The organism is Niallia sp. FSL R7-0271 (assembly GCF_038005785.1).
Lineage (GTDB): Bacteria > Bacillota > Bacilli > Bacillales > Cytobacillaceae > Niallia.
Map to the genome: position 1 here is coordinate 501,791 of NZ_JBBOTZ010000001.1, position 25,126 is coordinate 526,916.

Consider the following 25,126-nt stretch of genomic DNA (forward strand, 5'->3'; position numbering starts at 1 on the left):
TCCAAAATTTTTACTAGTCTTTATTTACCCAAGAGTAGCTGAAGGGAAACCTGCCTATACATTTAAGTTTTTTTTCCACCAAATGAGGGAAAGATAAGAAAAAACGTGATCGGAGTGATCTTTTTGAAAAAGTATCACATGAGCAACTGGGTATGGTATGCACTTGAAAAGATGGAAGAGATCGATCAAATAGAGGCAGAACTGAATTTACAGATGGAAGACTGGGGCAAAATCATTAATGAGAAAAAAGGTAACTATTTAGAGATGGACACCTCAATAATTGGCAAGGAATCATTGAGCGGGTCCCTTATCTATAATCGAAAGATCGAGGAACGAGGCGATTATGAGCTGTTTTACTTCTTTATATGCGGCAATACGCTTATAACATTGGACTACCATGATAACAGCCTCCATCTAAAAGACAGGACTACTATTATTCGTGCGGCAAAAAACGCAGAGTCCTCTGTTGATGGCTTTATGGTGATACTTGGCAATATTATGACAGACATTTTGTATCATATTGATGCATATGAGGAAAAGCTTGATGAGCTAATTTGGGATGTAAAAGAAAAAAACAGTACAAATACATTAGATAAGATTTATCAGTCTCGCCATGAAATACTTATTTGGAAAAACGTAATGATGCCGTTTTTAGAGCTGAAGTTTGCGATAGAGGAAGCATTTGGTGATGCTGTGAATAATGGCAGAGATTATAAGCGTGTTTCTAAAAGAATTCAAAGAGGCCTTACTTTAGTAGATGAATATGAAAAGGAATTAAATAATCTCGTCCACTTTGAAGAGGTTGTTTCCCAGCACCGCGGAAATGAAATTATGAAGACATTAACGGTTTTTACTGCCCTTTGCACGCCAATCATGGCACTTGGAGCATTATGGGGTATGAACTTTAAATACATGCCTGAGCTTGATTGGAAATACGGCTATGCTATTTCCCTGGCCTTAATCGTCCTGACTACTGTCATTATTTATGCTTATTTGAAAACACGGGGCTGGATGGGCGATCTTTTAAGAGCCAAAAAGAAAAATTCTTTTTTTCAGTAGCATGAAGGCACAATAGACGGCAAATAGTAAATTACATATAATAATATTAGTAAGTTATTATCCGCGAAAGCTACTCTAAGGAGGATATATGGAAGGTTCTAAATATTGCAGTGAGTCGCTCGTTATAAAAACGAGCATTGTTTTCCCTACAGATACGAACACATACGGTACTTTGTTCGGAGGGAAACTGATGGCATACATCGATGATACGGCTGCTATTGCTGCCATGAGACATGCAAGAAAACATATTGTAACAGCCTCGACAGATTCAGTCGATTTTCTTCATCCAATTCAAGAAGGAAATTCAGTTTGCTTAGAAGCATTTGTCACTTATACAGGAACATCCTCTATGGAAGTGTTTGTAAAGGTGACAGCAGAAGACTTGCTGTCAGGGGAAAAGAATCTCTGTGCTCTCAGCTTTTTAACTATGGTCGCTATAGATGAACATGGCAAACCGACAGCGGTGCCGCAGGTTGTCCCGCAAACAGAAGAAGAAATCAGTCTGTTTGAATCAGGTAAAGTGCGTGCCCAGATGAGAAGAAACAGGAAAGCAGAAACACAGGAGCTTGCTCGGAAATATAAGTCAAAATGACGTTAATCTGCCACTCAAAAGGCATGACCTGACAGGTAATGCTGTCGAAATTGGCAAATTATTTTCCAGGAAATGATGATATTTCTGGAATGATGTCTTTTTTGCCTTTCATTGTCTTATCTAGGCGAAATGTGAAATGGCATCCTCATTTAGAGGATGCCATTTTTTTTATTGAAATTATTTGCATAATTTTCTCGAGGTTTACTAAAACAAGGCTGCATAAAATCAGCATTACCCCAATAAGCATGACTGGATGAACAACTTCCTTATAGAAGAGGCGGCCGATAGTTAAGGCGATTAGCGGCGACACGTACAGCCATGTCGAAGGTAGAAACGCATTCGTTTTTGCTACAAGATAATAATAGATTGTATGGGCAATCATGGACCCTGCTACAGTTAAATAAACAATAGATAAAAAACCCGGCATTGTTATAGCAGGTGCTGTTTCTCCAGTGAATAAGGATAAAAGCAGCAACAGCAGCCCTCCGTATATCATTTGTACAGCATTTAAAGCCATTGGGCTTTCTTCTTTGAAGGTTTCAACGGTCTTTCCAGAATAGATGGAGCCTGCTGCATAGCCAATTTGACCAATAAGGATGATTCCACACCCGATAATCCAATGGATGTCCCAAGCAATCGACAATCCTGGCAGAAAGAGACATACTACCCCGAGAAATCCTAATAGGACACCACAGATACTTGCTTTAGTAATTTTAACCCGCAAAAGGGCAGTCTGAATTAGGATAATCATGATTGGTGCTGAAGCAGACAAGACGGCTGCAATTCCTGAGGAAATAAATTGTTCGGCCCAATATAGACAGGCAAAGGTAATGAAAGTTAAAGATAATCCTGTAAGCATAAGCTCTTTGCGCCAAAGGAGCTTCCATGTCGTCTTTTTTCGGGCAAGCAATAATACGTAAAGAACGGCACCTGCTGCCATAAAGCGTATTCCAGCCGACAGGAATGGTGGAAAGCCTTCGTCGACACCTACCTTGATAGCTAAGAATGTTGTTCCGAAAATAAAACACATCAGACTGTATAAAAAAATGGTCATCATAATCCCTCCTGCCCTAATTGTAAGCCAGACAGGACAGACCAGATGAATTCATGTAGAACAGATTTAAGGAAATGGTACAATAATAATAAGTAGGAGGGGTTGGAAATGGTTATAAAATCGGAACATACTGCACTATACAAGCAAGTTTATGAATATATGCTGACCCGTATTCAAACAGGAGAGTGGGAAAAAGACAGACGGCTTCCCTCGGTAAGAAGTCTTGCAGAGCTGTTGGGGGTTCACCGCTTGACCATCTTAAAAGCGTATCAGCTTTTAAAGGAGGAAGGTCATGTTTATGCAAAGGACAAAACAGGCTATTATTGTAAAAATAGTAATCTTTTAAGCGGGCCAGGAGAACAGCCTGCCATCTACTCTTATATACAGAACAGCATCTTGTCAGATATTCATCGTGAGCAAACCTTTTTTAAATTTTCTGCTGCTGTCATTGACCCGACTTTATTGCCAAACAGATACCTATCTCAGCATGCAAAGGAGATATTCGATAAATATCCTCATTTGCTAGGCACATATGCACCCGTAAAGGGAGATGAAGAACTGATTGCAGGTTTGTCAGCTTATTTTCAAAAGTATGACCGATTGTACATACATGAGGATTCAATTATTATCACATCCGGAGCACAGCAGGGCATTGATATTATTGCCAAGGTATTCGTTCAGGCACATGATCATGTGCTGATTGAAAGCCCAACATACAGTGGAGCAGCAGATATATTTGTAAACAGAGGCGCAAAACTAATTCCTGTTCCGATAACCTCAGCAGGTTTTTGTCTTGAGGAAGTAGAATTACTTATGAAGAAGCACAAGCCAAAGCTTTTCTATACAAATCCAACTTTTCATAATCCGACAGGCTATACGGTTCCGACTGAGCAAAGAAAGCAGCTGGCAGAGCTTGCCGAAAAATATCAATGTATTATTTTAGAAGATGATTCTTTCCATGAAATCTATTTCCACGAACCGCCGCCGCCGCCGATTTTCTCTTATGATACAGGAGGATATGTCATCTATTTACGAAGCTTTTGCAAATACATGGCTCCAGGATTAAGAATATGTGCGATGGTTGCCCATCCGAGTTTAACGAAATGGCTCATTAAAGGAAAGGCGCTCGCAGATAACGGAACACCATTGCTTAACCAAAAGGCCTTTTTATTTTATCTTACTTCGGATAGAGTCCGTACACATATGGAAAAACTGAGGATAGCTTTGCAGATAAGAAAGGAGACAATGGAAGAGGAACTAAAGGGTTATTTCAAATGGGACAGTCCAGGCGGAGGTCTTAATTTATGGGTTCGCCTTCATGATGCCATTGATAAAACCGCGTTGAAAGACAAGGCGCTTGAAAGTTCTGTTTCCTATGTACCAGGTTATATTTGTGATCCTCTTGAAAGAGATATTCCATATATAAGGCTCAGCTACTCTTACTTAAATGAGCAGGAAATCAAGAATGGAATGGAGCTTCTAACGAATATTTATGATTCCTTGACTAACGGAATGGATGATAAACCGAACAGGAGGTTATAATGGCAGAACTGGCTTATTATGTTGTGACAAGAAGAATTGAGTTCAACATGCAGGTTATAGATGAAGTAGAAAAATGCTTGATTCTATCGAGTGACAAAATCAAGACTGAAAATGCAGCCTTTTATTTAGAATCTGTTTATGACATATCTGTTAAAAAAACAAATAACCTCTATCAAATTCTTTATTTGCATACAAATAAAGGTGTTTTCTCTTTTATTGTTAAAGAAGATCCAGCTGACTTCATCCGTCAAGTGAAGGGGAAATTAAGAAAATAAAAAATGCTGCCGAAAAGCAGGCAGCATTTTTATTAGTCCTTGCTTGAGAGAATCCCAAAAATTCGCAAGATGTTGATGAATAGGTTAACAAAATCCAAATACAGATTCAATGCCATTAATGGAACCTGCTCTGCAGTTACGCCATAATGCTTCATTCTGTTAAAGTCGTACAGCACATATCCACTGAATACAAGCACGCCGATAAAGGAATAAGCAAGCATTGCTGTTGAGCTGATTGGCCAGATTATGTTGAAAATTCCAATGACGATTAATGCCAGCAAGGCTGCCATCAGCATGCCGCCAAGGAAGGACAGGTCACGTTTTGTCGTTGTTGCATAAACAGCCAGTCCAGCAAATACAATCGTTGTTGTTCCTAATGCCATAATGACAACATTCGCGCCTATTGTAGAAACATAATGGGACACGATTGGATATGTTGTAATACCTGAAATAAAGGTAAAGGCATAAAGGAAGGAGTATGACATAGACTTTCCTCTTCTCAAGAAGAAAGCGATAAAGAGCAATACGAGCTCCAATATAGCCAATGGTAAAAACAGAGAAGCTGGAACGAAATTCCCTGCTAAAGTACCGATAGTAGCAATTCCTAATGATAAGGCAAATGTCCTTAACACGGCAGGTAAATGATCCGTTTTCATACTATGTGTGTACATAAAGTCACTCCGTTGATATTATTTTAATATTTTTACGTTTAATAGAGGAGAAGGTTTCAAAAAAGCATTAATTTTCTTCTTCTCTGACGCGATCCTTCTTTAAAAGATCGCGGATTTCCATCAACAGCTCTTCCTTCGCATCAATGGAAGGGGCTTTTTCTTCAGCCATTTCTTCTTTCTTCTTTTTAAACTTGGAAAGCAGCTTAATAACCATAAAGATGGAGAAAGCCACAATAAAGAAATCTAGAATTGTCTGGATGAATTGTCCGTAAAGCACAGTTGCTTTACCGTATGTTATTTTAAGATTTGTTAAGTTAACACCGCCGAGGAGGACCCCGACAATCGGCATAATAATGTCATTTACGAGAGAGCTGACAATCTTGCTGAATGCTCCGCCGATGATAACACCGATTGCTAAGTCAATCACATTGCCTTTGACCGCAAAGGCTTTAAATTCTTTCCACATTGTTAAACTCCTAACTTTATTTTCGTTTTTAAATCTAGTAACGGATGCTGAATGAGCGGAAGTGCTCAGGCTCTTGCTCCGTAATATCGACATGATGGACAGCCGCAAAGCGGTTTCCCTTTTTTATGTCGTCTATAAAAGAGGCTAGTGTCTCCTTTGGTCCTGAGATAACTGCTTCAACAGAACCGTTGTCTTTGTTTCTGACCCAGCCGTTTACATTATATTCGATTGCTTTCATTTGTACAAAATAGCGAAAGCCGACTCCTTGAACCTTTCCAGTGATGGCAAGATGATATTGAATCATAATAATTATTCCTTCCATTATTGTTTTTAGGAATGCTAACTATAGGATAACATAAAAGTGAGCTCGGCCAAATCGAGACTTGGCATATGTTGAAATTGCCAATTCAAAAGGTTTGCAAAGATGGAAAAACCTAGATTTGTAGAAAGGAAGCCATTTTGTTAATATTAATAAGTACGTCTAATAAAGCAAATTAAATAAAGCAAATTACGTGTTTTTAAAATCAGGAGAAAATAATGAAACCATATATATACATTAGCATGCTTATACTGTGTGCTGTTTTAATTGTCGTTGGGACAATCCAATATAGTATTAACAAGAATAAAGAGAGTGAAGCTTCTGCTAAAGCAAGTGAAACTAAAAAAATCAATTGGATTATAGAAAATGCCATTTCGTCTATAACAATCAAAGAAGATAATGAAGTATATGAAGCATACTTGATCGGCGATGAAACAGAGAAATATACGCTAGAAGAAGACAATTTTCTTGGTGACAAGGATGATACCATTGTCGAGGGGGCTTTTTCGCTGTATTTAACAGCAGAGTCAGAAGATGATACAAAAGAATATAAACAAGTGATTAAGCTCAGAAATCCGCTTATCTTTAACACAAAAAATAAAAATATCAGTACTTATACTGTAAATAAACATAGTATTATTGCAATCTATCAGACGAAGTCTAAGGATAATACAGTTGCCTCTTTGTATGCAGTTGACGATGGGGAGCTTACATCCCTTACTACAACTGAAATTCCAGTGTTAAAACGGAAAATAAAGAGCATCCAGCAAAATTACTTGCAAACAGCAGAAAAAAAGCAGGATAACGTATATGAAGTGACTTCATGGACATTAGATTCAGGCCGTCTTCAGCTCAAAGAGGCAGACAAGACGTCCATTGACAATGAAAAGGCTATAGAGAGATGGGTGGAGGAAGAAGACTATTATTTGCCGTTCAAAAATCTCACTATATCCAAAGATATTTTGACTATAGCAGAACAGGGGATGCTGATGGGAAGCCAGTATCCGATTGGTACAAGTATTAGCGAAATAACAAAATCAAATGATGAATATATAAAAACAGAGCAAAATGATGGATTAATGATGGTCGAATATCCAGAAGTTACCTACTATTATGATGGGAAGACAAAGCAGGTAAACTCTATCGCCATTCCCGGCATGCGTTTAAAGGCCGACATGTCTGCAGTCAATAAGGCATTAGGCAAGCCGGAAGCCATCGCGGCAAACAAAGAAAATAACGGTTATATTGCCACATATTCGGCTAACCATTATGAAATGAAGTTTATTCTTGACAGCAATCAGCATGTCCAGTCGATTCAGCTTGTGAAAAAACAGGACAGCAAATGAAAAATAACCTAGCAGGTAGCTCCTGCTAGGTTATTAAAGTTGGTTATATTAGAAAGCCCAATCTCCGTTACGGAAGACAGCTTCTGTTTTACCGTCAGCTGTAATTCCGTCAATATCCATTTTGTCAGAACCAATCATGAAGTCTACATGCGTGATGCTCTCATTTAGGCCTGCAGAAGCTAATTCTTCGCTGGACATTGTTTTTCCGCCTTTAATACAGAATGCATAGGCGCTGCCGATTGCCAAATGGTTTGATGCGTTCTCATCAAACAATGTATTGTAATAAAGGATATTAGACTCTGAAATAGGGGAACGATGGGGCACAAGCGCCACTTCACCTAAATAGTGGGAGCCTTCATCTGTTTCCACAAGCTGTCGTAAAATTTCCTCCCCTTGTTCTGCCTTCACATCCACAATTCTGCCGTCCTTGAACGTAACCGAAAAGCGGTCGATGATATTTCCGCCGTAGCTTAGCGGCTTGGTGCTTGAAACAGTACCGTTTACACCTGTTTTGAATGGAACTGTGAACACTTCTTCTGTCGGCATATTTGCCATGAACTCGAAGCCTTTTTCATTAACACTTCCAGCTCCGCACCATAGATGGTTTTCGGGAAGCTCAATTGTTAAGTCTGTTCCAGGTGCTGTATAGTGCAGCTTTTTGTATGACTTGCTGTTTAAGTAATCTACTTTTTCATGAAGATTTTTATCGTGCTGCTTCCATGCCTCGATTGGTTCGTCTTGGTCCACTCTTGATGCTTTGAAGATAGCATCCCACAGCAGGTCAACACGCTTTTCTTCCGGCTCATTGGCAAAAACAGTGTTAGCCCATGCGACAGAAGGAACACCGATTACTGTCCAGCTGACCTTATCTGATTGCACATATTTGCGGAAAGTGCTTAATGCCTTTCCAGAAGCCTTTTGGAAGTTGGCAATTTTTTCAGTTGAAATGCCTTTAAGCAAATCAGGGCTAGAAGAGAGGACTGACATGAATGCAGCTCCGTCTTTGGCAAGCTCTTCCGTTTCTTTCGCTCTCCATTCAGGATATTCTAAAAATGCTTCACTTGGTGCAAGCTCGTACTTCGTTCTTGTAACGATGTCGTCCGTCCAATTTACAACGACATTTTTAGCGCCTGCTTCATATGCTTTTCTGACAACAAGACGAACAAATTCAGCTGCATCGATTGTTGTATTTACGACTAAAGTCTGTTCCGGCTGAATATTGACGCCAACTTTCACTGCAAGTTCTGCATATTTTTCTAAATTTTGTTGAAATGTACTCATGACCCATTCTCCTTTATTAAGAGCTAGTATGTAATGATTGCCTATTTTGGAATTTTAGAAAAGCCGTTCCACTTTATCAGTATAATGTATGACATAGGAAATCCTTTCATCCATTGTAGCTTGTTTATACATATAAATAAACTGATTTGTCTAATAGTTGCAGATTTATTTGTTGATGAAAGCTATGTTCCGATAATGCTTTTGCACAAACTCACTCTTATAATCGCAACAGAAGGCGTCACCTCCAGGTTTTTGCTATAATATAAAGACTATTACGATTCGGAGGAAATCATGAACCCATCTTTAAAAGCTGTTATTTTTGATTTTGACGGAGTTATTGCTGATACTGTGCATCTTTATTATGAGGCAACAAAAAGAGTTGCTGATGAGCTGGAGGTGTCCTATACAATGGAAGATAATCTTCGTTTTCAGGGGATACCAAGAAAAATATTAATGGACGAGCTTGCCAATAGATGTGCAAGAGAAGTGACAGAGGAGGAGAAACTGTTGCTTGGCAATAAAAAAGGGGAATACTACCGAGAACTGATTACCGGCTTTACGAAGGACGATATGCTTCCAGGCATGTATGAATTCTTGTTTAGTCTGAAGGAATCGGGCATCAAGATGGGGATTGCCTCCTCAAGCTCCAATGCTCCATTTCTTTTAGAGAAATTCGGTATCAAGGATTGGTTTGGGTGTATCGTTGATCCTCATAAGCTGAAAAAAGGCAAGCCAGACCCAGAAATATTCCTTACAGCAGCAGATTGCCTTGGTATTCCCTATGACTGCTGTGCTGCAGTGGAAGATGGTGAGGCAGGATTGCAGGGCATTATGGCGACACCAATGTTCTCTGTGAGCATCGGAAGATCAGTTGAATTAAAGCAGGCGGAGTGGAATGTGCCAAGCACGGATCATTTGACCCTTGATGAACTGCTGCGCAGGTTTGCCAGATAAAAAAAATCCAGCAAGCATAGACTTTGCTGGATTTTTCTATTTATTGTCTTCATCGGCCCACTTCTTTAAAGCAGCTTCAGCTCGGTTCTTCAGTGACAAAATATCTTCCTCTACTTTAAGGATATTTTGCTTTTTTTGTTCAATCAGCTTCAGTTGCTCTAATGTTGTTTCTAAAATTTTCTCTAGCTTTTCTCTTTGCAGATTCGTTCCCTTTACTTGGCGGTAATCTAGTTTTTGCAGCTCTAAAGCATCACTTAAGGCAATGAAATCCTGGAGTTCCTGAAGAGAAAAACCGAGAACATCCTTAGCATTCGTTATTTTTTTTAACAGTGACACATGTTCTTCTGTATATAAACGGTATCCGCCATCGCTTCTTTGCGGAGAAGGAATTAATCCTATCTGCTCATAATAACGAATGGTCCGCTTCGTTAATCCGCTCATTTTTGCTACATCATCAATTTTTAGCAGTTCCATAGCTCTTGCTCCTTTTAGATAATGCTCCCATTCAGGCAGCAGTATTGCGTTAAATCTTACTAATAACTTTGGCATATTAAAAAGAAAAGAGCAAGTGATTCACTGACAAACATTAACGTTGACGTAAACGTTAATTAGGTCTATACTTTTATTTGGAATATTAAATGTATTAAATTATAAAAAGAAGGTTGATATGAATGAGCAGGGAGACTGTTACGTCATTAGAAACACCAAACAAGCAGCCGCTTGTTATATGGGTCATCTTTTTTGCAACCATCATTTCCTTTATGGGACTTGGGCTGGTTGATCCAATCCTGCCAGCGATTGCTGTGCAATTGGATGCGACACCAAGCCAGGTGTCTTTATTGTTTTCCAGCTATAACTTGATTACAGGAATTGCTATGCTGATTACAGGAGTGGTTTCAAGCAGAATTGGTATAAAGTGGACGTTGTTGACAGGAATTTTGTTTACAATTGTCTTTGCTGGATTAGCTGGATCGTCTAACGGTATTTGGCAGATTGTCGGTTTCCGCGGTGGATGGGGACTTGGGAATGCTTTATTTATCGCAACAGCGTTGTCCGCTATCGTAGGCCTGTCAACTGGTGGAACGGCAAAAGCGATAATTTTATATGAGGCAGCCATTGGACTGGGGATCTCAGTAGGACCTCTTCTAGGAGGAGAATTGGGTTCCATTTCGTGGAGAGGCCCATTTTTCGGTGTAAGCATATTAATGATTATTGCGTTTTTGGCATTATTGCTGAAAATGCCTAAATTAGAAAAGCCGAAGGTAAAAAGCTCTGTATTAGATCCGATCAAGGCACTTAAATACCCAGGCTTATTTCGGTTAGGCCTGACTGCCTTTTTATACAATATTGGATTCTTTACATTGATGGCGTACTCACCATTCGTAATGGAATTAGATGAACATGGTTTAGGATATGTCTTCTTAGGGTGGGGATTATGTCTCGCAATTACATCAGTCTTGATTGCGCCAAGGCTGCAGGAAAAATTCGGTACAATTAAATCCATGACTGCTATGCTGCTGTTATTTGCGCTGACTTTACTTACGATGGGTATTTGGACAGACAGCAAGGAAGTGGTTATCTTATCTGTTATTGTGGCAGGTCTTTTCTTAGGCACAAATAATACACTGATTACTACAGCCGTTATGGAGGTTGCTCCTGTTGAAAGAGCTACAGCCTCAGCTGCTTACAGCTTTGTCCGCTTTTTTGGTGGTGCGGTTGGTCCATGGCTTGCAAATAAATTGGCAGAGGTATATTCACCTCATGTGCCGTTTATAGTTGGAGCAGTGTTTGTATTACTTGCGATGGTAACTGTTGCAACAGGCAGAAAACATCTTCATCACGTGGACCGGATTTCTCATTAAAAAAAGTAGACCATAGGGTCTACTTTTTTTATTTATCTTCATCCTTATTCATAGCGGCCTTTAATAAATCACCAAGGCTGTTACCGAAGCTTTCATCCTTCGTATACTTTTGCACAAGTTTGCGTTCTTCCTTTTTGCTGACGGATTTTTTACGGTCAGCAGCCTTTTCAACTACATTACATGAGCGGCATTGGAAGTATGTTCCTGCTACTCCGTTATGAATTTCCATTTTCTTATGGCATTGCGGGCAACGCTTGTTGGAAAGCTTAGGGTCCTTCCGTTTGCTGAAATTGCAATCCATGCTTGAGCAGACAAGAAGTTTGCCGTTTTTCGTGTTTTTCTCTTTCAAGAAAGATCCGCACTCAGGACATTTTGATCCAGTCAGATTTTGGATTTTATAGGCTTTATTGCTATTTTTGATTTCCAAAATAAACTGCTTTGTCTGTTGCTTGATTTCCTCCATGAATTTATCTGGATTTGCTTTGCCTTTTGCAATATCTTCTAATTTTTGCTCCCATTGTGCTGTCAGCTCAGGCGACGTCAAGTCATCATTGACAAGTTCAAGGAGTTGTTTACCTTTTTGAGTTGAATAAAAGCGGCCGTTTTGTCGTTCTACAACCTCTGTGGCGACAAGACGCTCAATAATTTCTGCTCTTGTTGCTGGTGTACCAAGTCCGAATTTCTCCATTTTCCCGAGGATATCAGCCTCACTGTAGCGAAGCGGCGGCTCTGTCCACTTTTGTTCGCTTTTTATAGAATGAACACGGACCTCCTCACCTTGCTTCACGGAGCTTAGCAGAGGATTGTTTGCAATTTTTGCACCTGTTAATACTTTAAAGCCTGGTTCGATAACATTCGTATCGTGGATGACAAATTGATGTTCGCCAATTGTCAGTGTTGTCGCAATAACCTCATATCTATGCTTCGGATAGAACAGGCATAAGAATCTTTTCACAATTAAATCGTAAATTTTCTTTTCGTCTCCATCAAGCTTGTGTAGGAATACTGGCTGTTCTGTCGGAATGATGGCATGGTGATCAGAGACCTTGTCATTATTAAATATATTAGGAGCTTCCACTTTGCCTTTTTTAACAAGCAGCTTTTGAGTTTCTTCTTTATAAGCGGCTGACACGCTTTGCAGTCTGTCAAACATCGTATCCTTCATATCTGTCGTTAAGTAGCGGGAATCTGTCCTTGGGTATGTCACTAATTTATGCTGCTCATACAGCTTTTGAAGGACATTTAATGTCTTTTTCGCTGAGAAGCCGAAAATCTTATTCGCATCGCGCTGTAGCTCTGTTAAGTCATACGGTAGCGGATGGTGTTCTGTTTTCTCTTTGCGTGTCATGGAGACAACTTTTGCTTGTTTATCTTTTGTACTGTTAATAATGGCTTCCATTTGTTCTTTTGAGAAAACTCGCTTTTCGCCATTCTTTTCATAGTGAGCAGTTGATTCACCGATTCTTGCACTAATTGTCCAATATTCCTTTGGAACGAATGCTTGAATTTGTTTCTCTCTTTCAATAACTAGAGACAGAGTAGGTGTCTGCACTCTTCCTGCAGAAAGCGGGTCATTAAACTTTGTTGTTAAAGCTCGGGATACGTTTAAGCCAATCAGCCAATCAGCTTGTGCTCGGCAAACAGCGGAAGCATAAAGCCGGTCGAACTCTTTGCTTGGCTTTAAGCTGCGGAAACCGTCAAGGATAGCTTTGTCAGTCTGAGAAGAAATCCAGAGACGCTTCATCGGTTTTTGGAAGCGGATTTTATCCAATATCCATCTCGCAACTAATTCTCCTTCACGCCCAGCATCTGTTGCAATGATGCACTCTTTAATGTCTTTTCTTTTAGCAAGCTGTTCAATCGCCTTATATTGGTGGCTAGTTTGCTTCATAACTTTAAGATCCATCTTTATAGGAATAATTGGCAAGTCGTCTAAATTCCAAGTTTTATATTTAGGGTCATAATGCTCTGGCATCTTTAATTCAATTAAATGGCCTAATGCCCATGTCACAATATATTTGTCTGATTCTATATAGCTTTTCGCTGTCTTTTGGCATCCGAGAACTCTGGCAATCTCTCTGGCCACACTCGGTTTTTCACAAAGTACAAGTGATTTCATATTTGCTCCTTCCAGCACCTGTTTTTCTAATAAACAAGCTAAGTTAGCTTGCAATTTTTAGGTCTTATCAACAATAGTATACCATTTGTTGTAATGGAAGTGATAAAAGGGAGGTTGGTTATGAGGGAAGGGCAGCCGGCAAGGAGCCGGCTTGCCTAGCAGTCAGTCTTCTTCTATACGATTTTTAAATGCTTCTTGTGTGACGATAAATTCCTCGTCTTCAGGTGCATCCTCTGCATGTGTATGTTTTCTTACACCCTCTGGAAGCGGACCAGGATGATGTTTTTTCTTATGTTCGAAATCTTTTCCTCTTGCCATCATTACACCCCTTTCTTTTCTTTTATATTGTCCTGAAAAATAAGAATTCCTATTCTTGTACGAAACAATTTTTAAATGGATATTATCGAGCATTTTAAGATAGGTTGTAAGTTATAATAAAAATAAAGGAAAGGATGTGCAAATCATGGATTTCTCTACAATCGTTTCGGAAGACAAGATAAAAAGAGCGTATCAAGAAGGTGAATTTAATAATTTGCCGGGATTTGGTAAACCGCTGCCTAAAGACAGCTTGGCAGCAGTGCCAGAGGAACTGCGCATGGCTTACCGGATTTTGAAAAACAGCGGCTTTTCTCTGGAAGAAAATGAACTAAAGCAAGAGCTGCTTACAATAGAGAATCTCTTGAAGGCATGTGCTGATAAAGATGAAGCGGCCGAATTGCAGACGAAATATAACCAGAAGCAGATACAATTCCATAAAATGATGAAAAAACGGACAGGGAACAGCCATTCAAAACTTTTCGGCAGCTACCAGCAAAAGGTAGAAGATAGGCTGACCCGCTAAGTTCATACTCTGATGATGCTGAAATAGGCATCTTTTTTTTGTGTTTTTACAGTGTTCAAAAAAAGTTCACAAAAATCATATAAATAAAAATCACTTTTTTTCTAAAAATTTGCTGGGAAATGTCGAAGAAAAGGAAGAGAAAGTAATCAAACTGTAATGAAACAAAAAAGCAATAGTAATAAAAGATAGAAGAAATAAACTGTAAGATAGGTGGTTTTTATGGATAAAACATCATTAATTGGTATCATACTAGCAATCGTTGCAGTAGGGGTCGGAATGGTCTTCAAAGGGGTAAGTCCTTCCGTGCTTGCCAACCCAGCAGCCCTTCTGATTATCGTATTAGGGACTATAGCGGCAGTTGTCATCGCCTTCCCTACTAGTGAAATTAAAAAGGTTCCTAAATTATTTGGCATCATCTTTAAGGAACAAAAGGTTCCAGATACGAAGGAATTAATCCGCATGTTTTCTGAGTGGGCACAATTAGCTCGTAAAGAAGGTCTTTTGGCATTAGAATCAAAAACTGACGAAGTAGAAGACCCATTTTTGAAAAATGGCTTGTCTATGTCAGTAGACGGACAAAGTGCTGAGTATATTCGTGATGTTCTATCAGAAGAAATTGAAGCAATGGAAGAGCGCCATCAAGCTTCCGCATTAATCTTTACACAAGCAGGAACATATGCACCGACACTTGGAGTGCTTGGGGCCGTTATTGGTCTTATTGCTGCACTAGGTTATATGGATGATTCAGAAGGATTGGGACATGCAATTTCTGCTGCGTTCGTTGCAACAATGCTTGGTATCTTTACAGGGTACGTATTATGGCATCCATTTGCCAATAAGTTGAAAAGAAAATCAAAAATTGAAGCGAAACAAAAATATTTAATGATTGAAGGTATCCTTTCTATCCTAGAAGGGGAAGCACCACGTGTTATCGAACAAAAACTAGCATCTTATTTGCCGATTTCTGAAAGGAAAAAATTCCTAGAAGAACTGGAAGGCAGCGTGAGCGCTAATGAGTAAAAAAAGAAAGAAAAAGGAGCATCATGAGGAGCATGTAGACGAATCATGGCTTGTTCCATACGCAGATTTGCTGACACTACTGCTGGCATTGTTTATCGTTCTTTATGCAATGAGCTCTGTTGATCAGAAAAAGTTTGCTGCATTGGCAGAAGTTTTTAATCAAGAATTTCAAGCAGGTACTGGTATCTTTGAATATCCAAGTCCTACTCCTGTAGAAGTAGAAGAGAAGTCTGACTTAGATGAGAACAATAAAACCGAAGGTGACGCTGCAGAAGAAAAAACCTCTGCTAATAAAGAAGTGTCAGAAGAAGAGTTAACCGAAGCTCAGCAAAAGCAGGATCAAGAAGAATTGCAAGGTATTCAAGATAAAGTTAATAGTTATATAGAAAAGAACAATTTGGAGGACAAGCTGGAAACCTCGTTAACAGATGAAGGCCTGCTTGTTTCCATCAGAGATAATGTTCTGTTTGCCTCTGGTAGCGCCAATATCCGCGGAAAAGACGAACATCTAGTTTCCGAGATTTCTAAACTATTAGTTATGGACCCGCCGAGAAGCATCATAGTCAGCGGACATACAGACGATGTGCCAATCAAAAATTCTGAATTTGATTCAAACTGGGATTTAAGTGTTTCAAGAGCAATCAATTTCATGAAGCTGTTAATGGATAATAACAAGCTGAACCCAAGTTCCTTTAGTGCAAAAGGCTATGGAGAATTCAAGCCAATTGCCAGCAATAAAACAGAAGAAGGAAGAGAAAAGAACAGACGTGTTGAAATCTTAATACAGCCGAGAACCGTTTCAGAAGACTAGAGATAGTCTTCTTTTTTTTGTGAAAAAACAGTGAATTGGAAAAATTAGAAATTAAGACTTGTTCTCTAATTAACAAAAGTTTATAATATAAACAAAAGTTTAAAAAGCTGATACATACTGTTCGGGGGTGAAAATATGAATGAAAAAGAGATTACCATTTTGCAGCTTATCCAAGAGAACCCTTTTCTAACACAAAATGAACTAGCAGAAAAAACAGGGTTATCCAGATCAGCGGTTGCCGGGTATATTTCTGCTTTAACACGTGAAGGAAAACTTCTTGGGCGTGCTTATGTTTTGCCGCAGAAAAAAGAAGTTATTTGCATTGGTGGAGCTAATATTGACAGGAAGATTCAAGTGGAGGAAAGAATTAAGTTTGGAACCTCCAACCCTGCCAGCACCAGTCAGTCCTGTGGCGGGGTTGCCCGGAATATTGCGGAGAATCTTGGCCGGCTTGGAATGGACAGCTCCTTATTGACTATGGTTGGAGCAGATCATGGCGGGGATTGGATCATCGATTATACGAAGCTCTATGCTGATATGAAGCCGACTATTATCTCAGAAGAGTATGCAACAGGCACTTACACTGCTCTTCTTGATGTAGAAGGGGAGATGACTGTCGCTTTAGCTGATATGTCGATATACGACAGTATGACACAAGACGTTATTGAAAAACGCTGGGGGCATATTGCGTCATCTGAATTGATTATATTAGACACTAATTTCCCTGCAGACGTGCTAGAGCAAATCATTGTCAGATGCAGGAAGGAAAATCTCCAGCTTTGTGTTACTCCAGTTTCTTCTCCTAAAGTGAAGAAGCTGCCAAGTGACTTAAGAGGGGTGACATGGCTGATTGCCAATAAGGACGAGGCAGAGGCATTGTCAGAAATGAAAATCTATGAAGAAGGAGACTTCTTTAAAGCAGCTGAAATCATCATGAAAAAGGGTGTTGAACGGGTTGTAATTACCCGTGGTGACAAGGGCTTAATATTCTTTACGAAGCTTGGAGAAGCCGGTGTTATTTTGCCGCCTCCTGTTGAGGTTGCAGATGTAACAGGTGCAGGAGATTCTTTAGTTGCCGGAATCATGTACTCATATTTAAAAGGATTAAATACGGAAAACTCCTGTAAAATTGGAGTTGCCTGCTCATTAATGACACTGCAATCACATGAAACAGTCAACCCGTTATTAAATCAGAAGAAATTGCAAGACACGTTCAAAAAATACTTTGATTAAAGGAGATATTATAAATGAAAACAGAATGGCTAGAGTATTCAGTAGAGGTATTAGAAGCAAAGAAGAACAATAAAGCGATTGTAGCCCTTGAGTCGACAATCATTTCACATGGTATGCCTTATCCGCAAAATGTGGAGACAGCGAAAGAAGTAGAGGATATCATCCGTAAAAATGGAGCAGTTCCAGCAACGATTGCCATTATTGACGGAAAGATTAAAATCGGGCTTTCAGATGATGAAATTGAATTTTTGGCGAAAAGCGATGATATTGAGAAAGCAAGCAGAAGAGATTTGCCATATTTGATTGCCAATAAGAAAAATGGTGCAACTACTGTTGCTGCGACAATGATCTGTGCTGAGCTTGCCGGGATTGAAGTGTTCGTTACAGGAGGCATCGGGGGAGTCCACCGTGAGGCAGAACAGACAATGGACATATCTGCTGATTTGCAGGAATTGGCTCAAACAAGTGTGGCAGTTGTGTGTGCAGGAGCAAAGTCAATCCTTGATATCGGCTTGACACTTGAGTATTTAGAAACATTTGGTGTGCCGGTTGTTGGATATGGCACTGAAATATTGCCGGCATTCTATACAAGAACAAGCCCATTTAATGTAAACTTCCGTATTGATGAGCCAGGTTTGGCGGCTGACATGATTCGTACGAAATGGGAGCTTGGCTTAAAAGGCGGTGTGGTAATTGCTAATCCGATACCAGAAGAGGATGCAATGGAAGAATCCTATATAACGAACATCATTGAAACTGCATTGAATGAAGCAAAAACAAACGGCATCAGCGGGAAAAATGTTACACCATTCTTGCTTAGCAAAGTAAAGGAACTGACAGAAGGATCAAGTCTGACAGCTAATATCGCATTAGTGAAAAATAATGCTGAGGTCGGCTCTAAGATTGCTGTTGAACTAAATAAATAATAAATGACTGGCAAAAGGCTATATGGTGCTTTCTTTAACAGGGAAGCTTCCATATGCCTTTTTTTAGGAAACGATTCCAAAAGCCTTGTCATTAATCTGCAGATGTCTTCTTGAATTTAATGAATTCTAAGTAGCATGAGAATTCTTCCTTTGTAATTCCTTCTTTTATAGCATCTTCTACTAAATTAATCCATTCTGAATCTAAGTATTCCGCCCCGTTAGAATTTGTTTCGAGGAGTTCTTCCACATGAGTATCAAGCGTGGTAGCAAGCTTTGAAAGGACCTGTAAAGAGGGATTCTTTTGGATGCCTCGCTCAATATAACTCAAATAAGACTTCGAAACACCTGCACGGTCAGATAGCTCGTTAATGGAATAGCCTTTTTCTAACCGCAGTCTTTTTAGTGCAGCACCAACCATATAGAATAATCTCCTTATGTATTATTAAACACATTTTCATTATAACGAACGAATTGTTCAATAAAAAATACAAAAAAGCTAGCATTCACGAGAAAATTCGAGAAAAAGAACGATAACCGTTCTCTAAAGAGAAAAAATAGCGGATTTTAGAATTTTCCAAAATGAGATAATTGAACTATACTAAACTCATCGGTTCGATAAAAAGAACAAAAAATCATTTAAAAAGAACTAATTTTGTTCATTCATAAAGCATATATTTGAAACTAATAGGTTAGCAGGTGGATTATGTATAGAAAAAACTGCGATAAGTGCAACAGACCATCTTACAGCAGCGCAGAAAGAGGGGAATGGTTCTGTCCGGTGTGCAACAATGACCTGACAAAATACCCATTTTTTGATGCAATGACCTTTGAAAAAATTCATATTAATTACTCTTTTAAAAAAGTATTGTCGTCCTATAGAAACCAATATATTAAAAAAGAAACCAGAGGATTCACGGGGGAGTTCGACAAAATATAACAATTCCCCACAAAATTAACGTTATATTGTAATAAGAAAAGGTATTGTTGTAGAAAAAAGTAGAAAAATATTTGGTAAAATGTATAAATTTCTTACAAAATTTTGCACATATGAAAAAAGAAAAGATATATAATTAAATGCATAAAAGATTGAAGGGCAAACCAATTCGAAAGATTGGGACGCAAAGTCACGGGTCTAATGTTTCTGAACAATGACAGCCGGACTGCCAAAGTACAAAGAAAAGTATTTTTGGGAGAGGGGCATAATTAAGTGATTGAAGAAAAATTAATGGTAGAAGAACTAGACACAGAATGGATTCAGTTAATGAAGGAAGCAAAAAGTATCGGGCTGGACATACAAGATGTGCGCAATTTCATCCATAACGATTAAGAGATTGCTTAATTAATATAGTATCCTAACGAGAACTCTGTACACCCTAAAGACAATACGAATGCATTCATTTAACTGCGCTTATAATTATTATAATATTCAGAATATTTAAGGGGCAAGAAAGTTATTTCTGCTCCCTTTAGGTGCATGTGTAAAATAAAAAAGACACAAAATATTATTTGTGTCTTTAAGTAATCTTATTTAAGCGAACTGTGAAAAGTTCTATTTTTTTTGTTCAATTCTCCATTTATTATACTCAAGGAATTCGCGAAACTCAGATTTGGAAACGCCTGAGTCCATTGCCTCTTTAACAATTTTCAGCCATTCTGAATCAAGATCATCTTTATTTTGCTGTTCATTAATTAGATGATCTACAGGAACATTAAAAACAGTAGCTATTTTTTCTAAAAACTGTATGGATGGATTTGACTGGAGATTCCGCTCCAAGGAACTTAAATAAGATTTTGCAACACCTGCTTGTTCAGCAAGTTCTGACAAGGACATTCTTTTTTCTAAGCGAAGTTTTTTTACACGATCACCGATCATACAGTCTCACACACCTTATCACTATATGTAATAATATCATAACAAATATAATCCAAAAGTTCCATATAAAGAACGAATTGTTCGATGGTTTTGTTAATATTACCAAAAAAAATTCATAAAATATACAATTATTCCTTATTTGCTGGTAATTTTAATGCTTCCACTTTTAATAAGAGCAGTGTTTATAAAGTGTCATCGTATCCAATACCCTGTTCTGTTAGCATTTAACCCTTTTTTTATTATTATTTTATTTTTTTCGTATTTAGACAAGCTCGTATAAAAAAGGTAGAATAAAGGCGAAGATAGAGGAAGATTTGAGCGATGGTGATAAGGATGAATAAATACCTAATTATATTTGAAGAAATAGAAACAGCAATTAGAAACGGCAGTTATGCCCCAAACAGCATATTACCTTCTGAGAATGAACTGGCTGAACGCTATAACACTTCACGCGAAACAATTCGCAAGGCGTTGAACATTCTTGCTCAGAAGGGATATATTCAGAAATTGCGCGGCAAAGGGTCGCTTGTCCTGGATATGCAGAAACTGCAATTCCCAATATCCGGTCTTGTAAGCTTTAAAGAACTAGCAGAGAAAATGGGCTCCAGTTCGGTGACACATATTGAAAGCTTTGAGAGAAAGAACCCGTCACCTGTTCTTCAAAAGGAAATGAACTTGAAGAAGGATGAATCCATTTGGGAAGTTTTACGTATAAGGGAAATTAATAAAGAAAAAATTATCCTGGATAAAGACTATATTATTGAAAAATTTGTACCAGGTCTGACAAAGGAAATATGCAGACGCTCTATTTTTGACTATATTGAAAAGGATTTAAAATTGAAAATCGGCTTTGCGAGAAAGGAATTCACGGTGGAAACACCTACTGAGGAGGATTATCGCCTTCTTGATTTAGAGGGGTTTCAGGCCATTGTGGTCGTTAAAAACTATATTTATTTTGAAAACGCTGCCCTTTTTCAATATACAGAATCCAGACACAGGCCAGATAAGTTTCGATTTGTAGATTTTGCAAGAAGAAATGAATAAAATTTATTAAAGGATGTTTTATCTTGTCCAATAAGGGAACTTTATCTCTGAAATCAAAAATAGAAGGAGATGTTCCCTATATGAGTAAAATTGCAACATTAATAACTAATATGTTCGAGGATTCAGAGTATACGGAGCCGGCAACATCCTTCAAGGAAGCTGGCCATGAAGTAGTAACAATTGAACTCGAGGCCGGCAAAACGGTGACAGGCAAACAGAACAAAGCTGAGGTTAAGATTGATAAAGGCATTGATGAGGTCTCTGCAGGTGATTTTGATGCTTTATTTATTCCTGGAGGATTTTCTCCTGACCAGCTGCGCGGTGATGATCGTGTTGTTGCGTTTACAAAAGAATTTATGGACAGCAAAAAGCCAGTATTTGCAATCTGCCATGGTCCGCAGCTGTTAATCACAGCAAAGACATTAGAGGGCAGAAATGCTACCGGGTATAAATCTATCAAAGTCGATATGGAATATGCTGGTGCAACATATAAGGATGAAGAAGTTGTTGTATGCGGCGGACAGCTTGTAACAAGCAGAACGCCAGAAGATATTCCTGCTTTCACAAGAGAATCATTAAAGCTGCTCGAAAAATAAAGGTTTTTAAAAAAAGTGCCTGTTAGTTTACTAGCAGGCATTTTTTTTCGTTTTTGCTTATAATCTTGATAAAGATATGCAATAAAGAAAATAATAACATGCAACTAAAAAAGGAGAATATTATTCATGATTGTACTGAAGTCAATGAGAGAAATCGAAAAGATGAAAGCGGCTGGCCGAATTTTAGCTGCCTGTCATAAAGAGATTGCAAAAATGATAAAGCCTGGGATTACTACAATGGAGATAGAAAAGTTTGTTGAGGGTTTCTTAAAGGAAAGAGGTGCTACGCCTGAGCAAAAGGGCTATCGTGATTACCCTTATGCCATTTGTGCAAGCATTAATGATGAGGTTTGTCACGGATTTCCTAGAGAGGAGGAGCTAAAGTCTGGTGATATTATCACAGTTGATATGGTTGTGAATTTACATGGAGGCTTGGCTGATTCTGCGTGGACATACAAGGTTGGAACAGTATCTGATGAAACGGAAAAGCTGCTGGAAGTTACAAAAAAGGCTTTGTATATTGGAATTGAGCAAGCGAAGATTGGCAACAGGATTGGTGATATTGGCGCTAGCATTCAACAATATGCAGAAGAAGAGGGATACTCTGTTGTAAGAGATTTCATCGGCCATGGTATTGGTGCTGTTATTCACGAAAAACCTGAGGTGCCTCATTTTGGCGAGAAAGGTAAAGGACCGCGAATTAAAGAAGGCATGGTTTTCACCATAGAGCCAATGATTAATATCGGAGCATATCCTGTCAAAATGGACGCAAATGGCTGGACTGCCCGGACAAAAGATGGTACATACTCCGCACAATATGAACATACAATAGCCATAACGAAGGACGGGCCGATTATCCTGACAGACCAGGAAGAAGGTATATAAAAAAGAGAAGGATAGCCTTCTCTTTTATTTTTTGCGGAGATTTCCCAATTCTTCTGCTAATGCTTGCATTTCATTCGGGCTGAAGGAATCTCTTTTCATGATATGATCATAAATTTCCTTCAGTTCTGTATACATTTCTTCATCGAAATGTGTTGGTTTAATCGCTCCAAGGTTCAGTACTTTCAGTTTTTCTTTTATTTGTTCAATCATGTATTCCACATTTTCAGTCGATTTAACATCTAAATTCAAAAGATATCTCTCCTTTATGCAGGCCTTGATTCATGTTTAATCTATGTCCCACTTTTTTTTCTATCTTTTCATGTGTAAAGAGAAATGTCAATTTAATTTTGCCTTTTCAATTGGAAGTAAATTACGATAAGCTAAAAACAAAACATCTAAATGAAATGATGTATGTTCTAAATAAGTTGGAGGGAAAATAGGATGGAAGTTCGTGTGTTATTTATTTGCTTAGGAAATATTTGCAGATCACCAATGGCAGAGGCAGTATTTCGGGATCTTGTAAAAAAAGAAAATTTGCAGGACAGCATTACATGCGATTCAGCAGGAACTGGTGGATGGCATATAGGTAATCCGCCGCATAGAGGTACAAGGGAGATTCTAAAAAAGAATCTAATAAGTGATGCAGGAATACTAGCAAGGCAGCTTCATACAGCTGATTTGGAAAGCTTTGATTATTTAATAGCGATGGATAACAGCAATCGTGAAAATATCAGGCTTCTAAATGAGCAGCTAGAGGAAAATAAAGTTCATTTGTTGATGGATTTTGCCGAAATTCGGGTATATGATGAAGTGCCTGACCCTTATTATACAGGCAATTTCGATGAGGTATTCCAGATGGTAACGGTGGGCTGTCAAGGCTTGCTTCAGGATATTAGAAGTAAATACCATTTGTGATTGCCGCTAACTCTTAAAAGGAAGGAAGATGCATAATGGCACAGCTTAGCTTAGTAAAAGGACTTTTATTGGGCGGTTTGATAGGAGCTTCGTTGAGTATGCTTGATAAACGGACAAGGAAGGCTTCCATGTACAATATGAAGCGCTTAACGACTTCAATCACTGACTTTGACACGATGTCTTCGAGCATTACAGAAACTTCTGAGAAGGTGAAGCAAACAGCAGAGAAGGTCTCCAATGATGTGGCTTTCATTTTGGATAAGGTAGAAGAATTGAAAGAAGTTACACCGACAATTGCAAGCATTGTGAAAGAAACAAAGGAAGCATTTACTACTGATGGTACTCAGGAAGAGTACAAGCCACAAGGTTTGACTTCCAGCACGCAGTATTTGCCGCAGTATACACACTAAACAGCTTATATGCCTAGTGAGGGGATAAATGCTGATAAAAGGTTTGTCCTTGCATGAAGTAGGGGAAAAGAACATTATTAGCTAAACCGATATATAGGCAGGTGGAGTTTTATGGGAGAGGCAATGGGCTTTGTTAAGCAGCTGGCAGTAAAAATAAAAAATGATGATGTATTTGATTTAGCGGCACAGCTCGCATATTACTTTTTGCTGTCGATCTTTCCGCTGATCATTTTCATGATGACGTTATTGCCGTATTTACCTATCACAAAGGATGATTTATTAAACTTAATTTCAACCTTTGCTCCAGGGGAAAGTATGGATATTATTGAAACAAACCTGGAGCAGGTTCTGAACAGAAATGGGACATTGCTGTCCTTTGGTATCATCGCAACAATCTGGTCTGCTTCAAATGGTTTAAATGCTATTATCAAGGCATTTAATAAAGCTTATGAAGTAGAAGAAACACGTTCCTTTATCGTTGCAAGAGCGATGTCTGTTGTACTGACATTAGGTATGATTGCTGTAGTGGTTATTGCACTGCTGCTGCCAGTATTCGGCGAACAGATAGGAGTGTTTTTATTTTCTCAGTTTAGTTTATCGGATGAGTTTTTAAGTGTTTGGCGAGCACTGCGATTTTTAGTGACTCCAGTAATTTTATTCATTGTATTTTTAGCATTATATTGGGTTGCACCAAATAAGAAAATCACTTGTGTGAGTGCTGTTCCAGGCGCTATTTTTGCATCAGTGGGCTGGGTTGCAGTTTCATTAGGCTTTTCTTTTTATGTAGGCAACTTCGGTAATTATTCGGCAACATATGGCGGGATTGGCGCCATCATTGTATTGATGATCTGGTTTTATTTGACAGGCATCATTATTATTATCGGCGGTATCGTTAATGCCATTTTCACAAGCCGTAAAAAGAAGCCTTGCTAAACTTGGCATACTTTACAGTGCTAACCGGTTTTTACCTATCATAAAAGCTGTTCGTCATCACACACTAAGCTTGGGGAAACTATTACTGAAGAGGTGATA

Annotated in this window: 30 protein-coding genes and 1 riboswitch; of the genes, 19 read left to right on the forward strand and 11 right to left on the reverse strand. The window is 38.7% G+C overall.

Going from position 1 to position 25,126, the window contains the following annotated elements; genetic code table 11:
- Positions 1 to 123: 123 nt before the first annotated feature.
- Entirely contained in the window at positions 124 to 1,059 is a 936-nt protein-coding gene (locus MKX82_RS02565) for a magnesium transporter CorA family protein (protein ID WP_245399831.1), read from the forward strand.
- Positions 1,060 to 1,147: 88 nt separating this feature from the next.
- A complete protein-coding gene (locus tag MKX82_RS02570; RefSeq protein WP_233316304.1) occupies positions 1,148 to 1,651 on the forward strand; it encodes an acyl-CoA thioesterase in 504 nt (167 codons plus the stop codon).
- Between the two features lie 145 nt (positions 1,652 to 1,796).
- Here the strand turns inward: MKX82_RS02570 and MKX82_RS02575 are convergent, their stop codons facing one another.
- Positions 1,797 to 2,708, reverse strand: coding sequence for a DMT family transporter (locus MKX82_RS02575; RefSeq protein ID WP_325169582.1), 912 nt, complete (start codon positions 2,706 to 2,708; stop codon positions 1,797 to 1,799).
- A 105-nt stretch (positions 2,709 to 2,813) separates the two neighbouring features.
- Between MKX82_RS02575 and MKX82_RS02580 the strand changes: the two genes are divergently transcribed.
- Together MKX82_RS02580 and MKX82_RS02585 are read left to right on the forward strand one after the other, a co-directional pair.
- A complete protein-coding gene (locus MKX82_RS02580) occupies positions 2,814 to 4,247 on the forward strand; it encodes an aminotransferase-like domain-containing protein (protein WP_233316305.1) in 1,434 nt (477 codons plus the stop codon).
- Entirely contained in the window at positions 4,247 to 4,522 is a 276-nt protein-coding gene (locus MKX82_RS02585; RefSeq protein ID WP_192486536.1) for a hypothetical protein, read from the forward strand. Before MKX82_RS02580 ends, MKX82_RS02585 begins: the two co-directional genes overlap by 1 nt.
- Positions 4,523 to 4,554: 32 nt before the next feature.
- Here MKX82_RS02585 and MKX82_RS02590 read toward each other — a convergent pair whose 3' ends face one another.
- The 3 genes from MKX82_RS02590 to MKX82_RS02600 all read right to left on the reverse strand — a co-directional run bounded on the left by MKX82_RS02590 (position 4,555) and on the right by MKX82_RS02600 (position 5,963).
- The gene (locus MKX82_RS02590) at positions 4,555 to 5,193 is read right to left on the reverse strand and encodes a Bax inhibitor-1/YccA family protein (RefSeq protein ID WP_192486535.1); all 639 of its coding nucleotides are present in this window, start codon (positions 5,191 to 5,193) and stop codon (positions 4,555 to 4,557) included.
- 67 nt (positions 5,194 to 5,260) lie between these two features.
- Complete coding sequence (mscL, locus tag MKX82_RS02595; protein WP_192486534.1) at positions 5,261 to 5,659, reverse strand: large conductance mechanosensitive channel protein MscL; 399 nt, start codon at positions 5,657 to 5,659, stop codon at positions 5,261 to 5,263.
- A gap of 34 nt (positions 5,660 to 5,693) precedes the next feature.
- A complete protein-coding gene (locus tag MKX82_RS02600) occupies positions 5,694 to 5,963 on the reverse strand; it encodes an acylphosphatase (protein ID WP_192486538.1) in 270 nt (89 codons plus the stop codon).
- A gap of 233 nt (positions 5,964 to 6,196) precedes the next feature.
- On the opposite strand from MKX82_RS02600, the gene MKX82_RS02605 reads away from it, so the two are divergent.
- Positions 6,197 to 7,324 (forward strand): DUF4309 domain-containing protein, encoded by a 1,128-nt coding sequence (locus tag MKX82_RS02605; protein ID WP_233316308.1) that lies wholly within the window; start codon positions 6,197 to 6,199, stop codon positions 7,322 to 7,324.
- A 48-nt stretch (positions 7,325 to 7,372) separates the two neighbouring features.
- Here the strand turns inward: MKX82_RS02605 and MKX82_RS02610 are convergent, their stop codons facing one another.
- Positions 7,373 to 8,605, reverse strand: coding sequence for an aminopeptidase (locus MKX82_RS02610; RefSeq protein WP_251646332.1), 1,233 nt, complete (start codon positions 8,603 to 8,605; stop codon positions 7,373 to 7,375).
- Between the two features lie 291 nt (positions 8,606 to 8,896).
- On the opposite strand from MKX82_RS02610, the gene pgmB reads away from it, so the two are divergent.
- Positions 8,897 to 9,559 (forward strand): beta-phosphoglucomutase, encoded by a 663-nt coding sequence (gene pgmB / locus MKX82_RS02615; protein ID WP_341074855.1) that lies wholly within the window; start codon positions 8,897 to 8,899, stop codon positions 9,557 to 9,559.
- Between the two features lie 36 nt (positions 9,560 to 9,595).
- Here the strand turns inward: pgmB and MKX82_RS02620 are convergent, their stop codons facing one another.
- Entirely contained in the window at positions 9,596 to 10,033 is a 438-nt protein-coding gene (locus tag MKX82_RS02620) for a MerR family transcriptional regulator (RefSeq protein WP_341079363.1), read from the reverse strand.
- A gap of 197 nt (positions 10,034 to 10,230) precedes the next feature.
- Between MKX82_RS02620 and MKX82_RS02625 the strand changes: the two genes are divergently transcribed.
- Entirely contained in the window at positions 10,231 to 11,421 is a 1,191-nt protein-coding gene (locus MKX82_RS02625; RefSeq protein WP_192486529.1) for an MFS transporter, read from the forward strand.
- A 28-nt stretch (positions 11,422 to 11,449) separates the two neighbouring features.
- Here the strand turns inward: MKX82_RS02625 and MKX82_RS02630 are convergent, their stop codons facing one another.
- Both MKX82_RS02630 and MKX82_RS02635 read right to left on the reverse strand, forming a co-directional pair.
- Positions 11,450 to 13,540 carry a DNA topoisomerase III gene (locus MKX82_RS02630; protein WP_341074859.1) on the reverse strand — a complete coding sequence of 697 codons (2,091 nt, stop codon included), beginning with the start codon at positions 13,538 to 13,540 and terminating at the stop codon, positions 11,450 to 11,452.
- 162 nt (positions 13,541 to 13,702) lie between these two features.
- Positions 13,703 to 13,861 (reverse strand): hypothetical protein, encoded by a 159-nt coding sequence (locus MKX82_RS02635; protein ID WP_233316311.1) that lies wholly within the window; start codon positions 13,859 to 13,861, stop codon positions 13,703 to 13,705.
- Positions 13,862 to 14,003: 142 nt separating this feature from the next.
- On the opposite strand from MKX82_RS02635, the gene MKX82_RS02640 reads away from it, so the two are divergent.
- From MKX82_RS02640 to MKX82_RS02660, 5 genes are all read left to right on the forward strand, one after another.
- Positions 14,004 to 14,381, forward strand: coding sequence for a DnaJ family domain-containing protein (locus tag MKX82_RS02640; protein WP_192486527.1), 378 nt, complete (start codon positions 14,004 to 14,006; stop codon positions 14,379 to 14,381).
- Positions 14,382 to 14,600: 219 nt separating this feature from the next.
- Positions 14,601 to 15,401 (forward strand): flagellar motor stator protein MotA, encoded by an 801-nt coding sequence (motA, locus tag MKX82_RS02645; RefSeq protein ID WP_192486526.1) that lies wholly within the window; start codon positions 14,601 to 14,603, stop codon positions 15,399 to 15,401.
- Entirely contained in the window at positions 15,394 to 16,212 is an 819-nt protein-coding gene (gene motB, locus MKX82_RS02650; protein WP_192486525.1) for a flagellar motor protein MotB, read from the forward strand. Before motA ends, motB begins: the two co-directional genes overlap by 8 nt.
- Positions 16,213 to 16,347: 135 nt before the next feature.
- Positions 16,348 to 17,445, forward strand: a complete 1,098-nt coding sequence (locus MKX82_RS02655; RefSeq protein ID WP_192486524.1) for a carbohydrate kinase — start codon at positions 16,348 to 16,350, stop codon at positions 17,443 to 17,445.
- Positions 17,446 to 17,459: 14 nt separating this feature from the next.
- Positions 17,460 to 18,371, forward strand: a complete 912-nt coding sequence (locus MKX82_RS02660) for a pseudouridine-5'-phosphate glycosidase (RefSeq protein WP_192486523.1) — start codon at positions 17,460 to 17,462, stop codon at positions 18,369 to 18,371.
- A 91-nt stretch (positions 18,372 to 18,462) separates the two neighbouring features.
- Here the strand turns inward: MKX82_RS02660 and MKX82_RS02665 are convergent, their stop codons facing one another.
- Positions 18,463 to 18,789 (reverse strand): helix-turn-helix domain-containing protein, encoded by a 327-nt coding sequence (locus tag MKX82_RS02665; RefSeq protein WP_233316312.1) that lies wholly within the window; start codon positions 18,787 to 18,789, stop codon positions 18,463 to 18,465.
- A gap of 664 nt (positions 18,790 to 19,453) precedes the next feature.
- Positions 19,454 to 19,539: riboswitch (cyclic di-GMP riboswitch) on the forward strand.
- Between the two features lie 39 nt (positions 19,540 to 19,578).
- Between MKX82_RS02665 and MKX82_RS02670 the strand changes: the two genes are divergently transcribed.
- On the forward strand, positions 19,579 to 19,698 hold the full coding sequence (locus MKX82_RS02670) for an anti-repressor SinI family protein (protein ID WP_311315909.1): 120 nt from the start codon (positions 19,579 to 19,581) through the stop codon (positions 19,696 to 19,698).
- A 222-nt stretch (positions 19,699 to 19,920) separates the two neighbouring features.
- Here the strand turns inward: MKX82_RS02670 and MKX82_RS02675 are convergent, their stop codons facing one another.
- Entirely contained in the window at positions 19,921 to 20,244 is a 324-nt protein-coding gene (locus tag MKX82_RS02675) for a helix-turn-helix domain-containing protein (RefSeq protein ID WP_233316313.1), read from the reverse strand.
- Positions 20,245 to 20,577: 333 nt separating this feature from the next.
- Here MKX82_RS02675 and treR point away from each other — a divergent pair, with 333 nt between their 5' ends.
- The 3 genes from treR (at position 20,578) to map (ending at position 22,769) form a co-directional block, all read left to right on the forward strand.
- Positions 20,578 to 21,288: a trehalose operon repressor gene (treR, locus tag MKX82_RS02680; protein ID WP_237940681.1), complete on the forward strand. Its 711-nt coding sequence runs from the start codon at positions 20,578 to 20,580 to the stop codon at positions 21,286 to 21,288.
- A gap of 80 nt (positions 21,289 to 21,368) precedes the next feature.
- On the forward strand, positions 21,369 to 21,884 hold the full coding sequence (locus MKX82_RS02685; protein ID WP_237940683.1) for a type 1 glutamine amidotransferase domain-containing protein: 516 nt from the start codon (positions 21,369 to 21,371) through the stop codon (positions 21,882 to 21,884).
- 126 nt (positions 21,885 to 22,010) lie between these two features.
- Entirely contained in the window at positions 22,011 to 22,769 is a 759-nt protein-coding gene (map, locus tag MKX82_RS02690) for a type I methionyl aminopeptidase (RefSeq protein WP_233316316.1), read from the forward strand.
- Positions 22,770 to 22,793: 24 nt separating this feature from the next.
- On the opposite strand, the gene MKX82_RS02695 is transcribed toward map, so the two are convergent.
- Complete coding sequence (locus MKX82_RS02695; protein ID WP_233316317.1) at positions 22,794 to 23,018, reverse strand: DUF1128 domain-containing protein; 225 nt, start codon at positions 23,016 to 23,018, stop codon at positions 22,794 to 22,796.
- Between the two features lie 192 nt (positions 23,019 to 23,210).
- Between MKX82_RS02695 and MKX82_RS02700 the strand changes: the two genes are divergently transcribed.
- The 3 genes from MKX82_RS02700 to MKX82_RS02710 all read left to right on the forward strand — a co-directional run bounded on the left by MKX82_RS02700 (position 23,211) and on the right by MKX82_RS02710 (position 25,027).
- A complete protein-coding gene (locus MKX82_RS02700) occupies positions 23,211 to 23,684 on the forward strand; it encodes a low molecular weight protein-tyrosine-phosphatase (RefSeq protein ID WP_233316318.1) in 474 nt (157 codons plus the stop codon).
- Positions 23,685 to 23,719: 35 nt separating this feature from the next.
- A complete protein-coding gene (locus MKX82_RS02705) occupies positions 23,720 to 24,094 on the forward strand; it encodes a YtxH domain-containing protein (protein ID WP_233316319.1) in 375 nt (124 codons plus the stop codon).
- 111 nt (positions 24,095 to 24,205) lie between these two features.
- A complete protein-coding gene (locus MKX82_RS02710) occupies positions 24,206 to 25,027 on the forward strand; it encodes a YihY/virulence factor BrkB family protein (protein ID WP_233316320.1) in 822 nt (273 codons plus the stop codon).
- Positions 25,028 to 25,126: the final 99 nt, after the last annotated feature.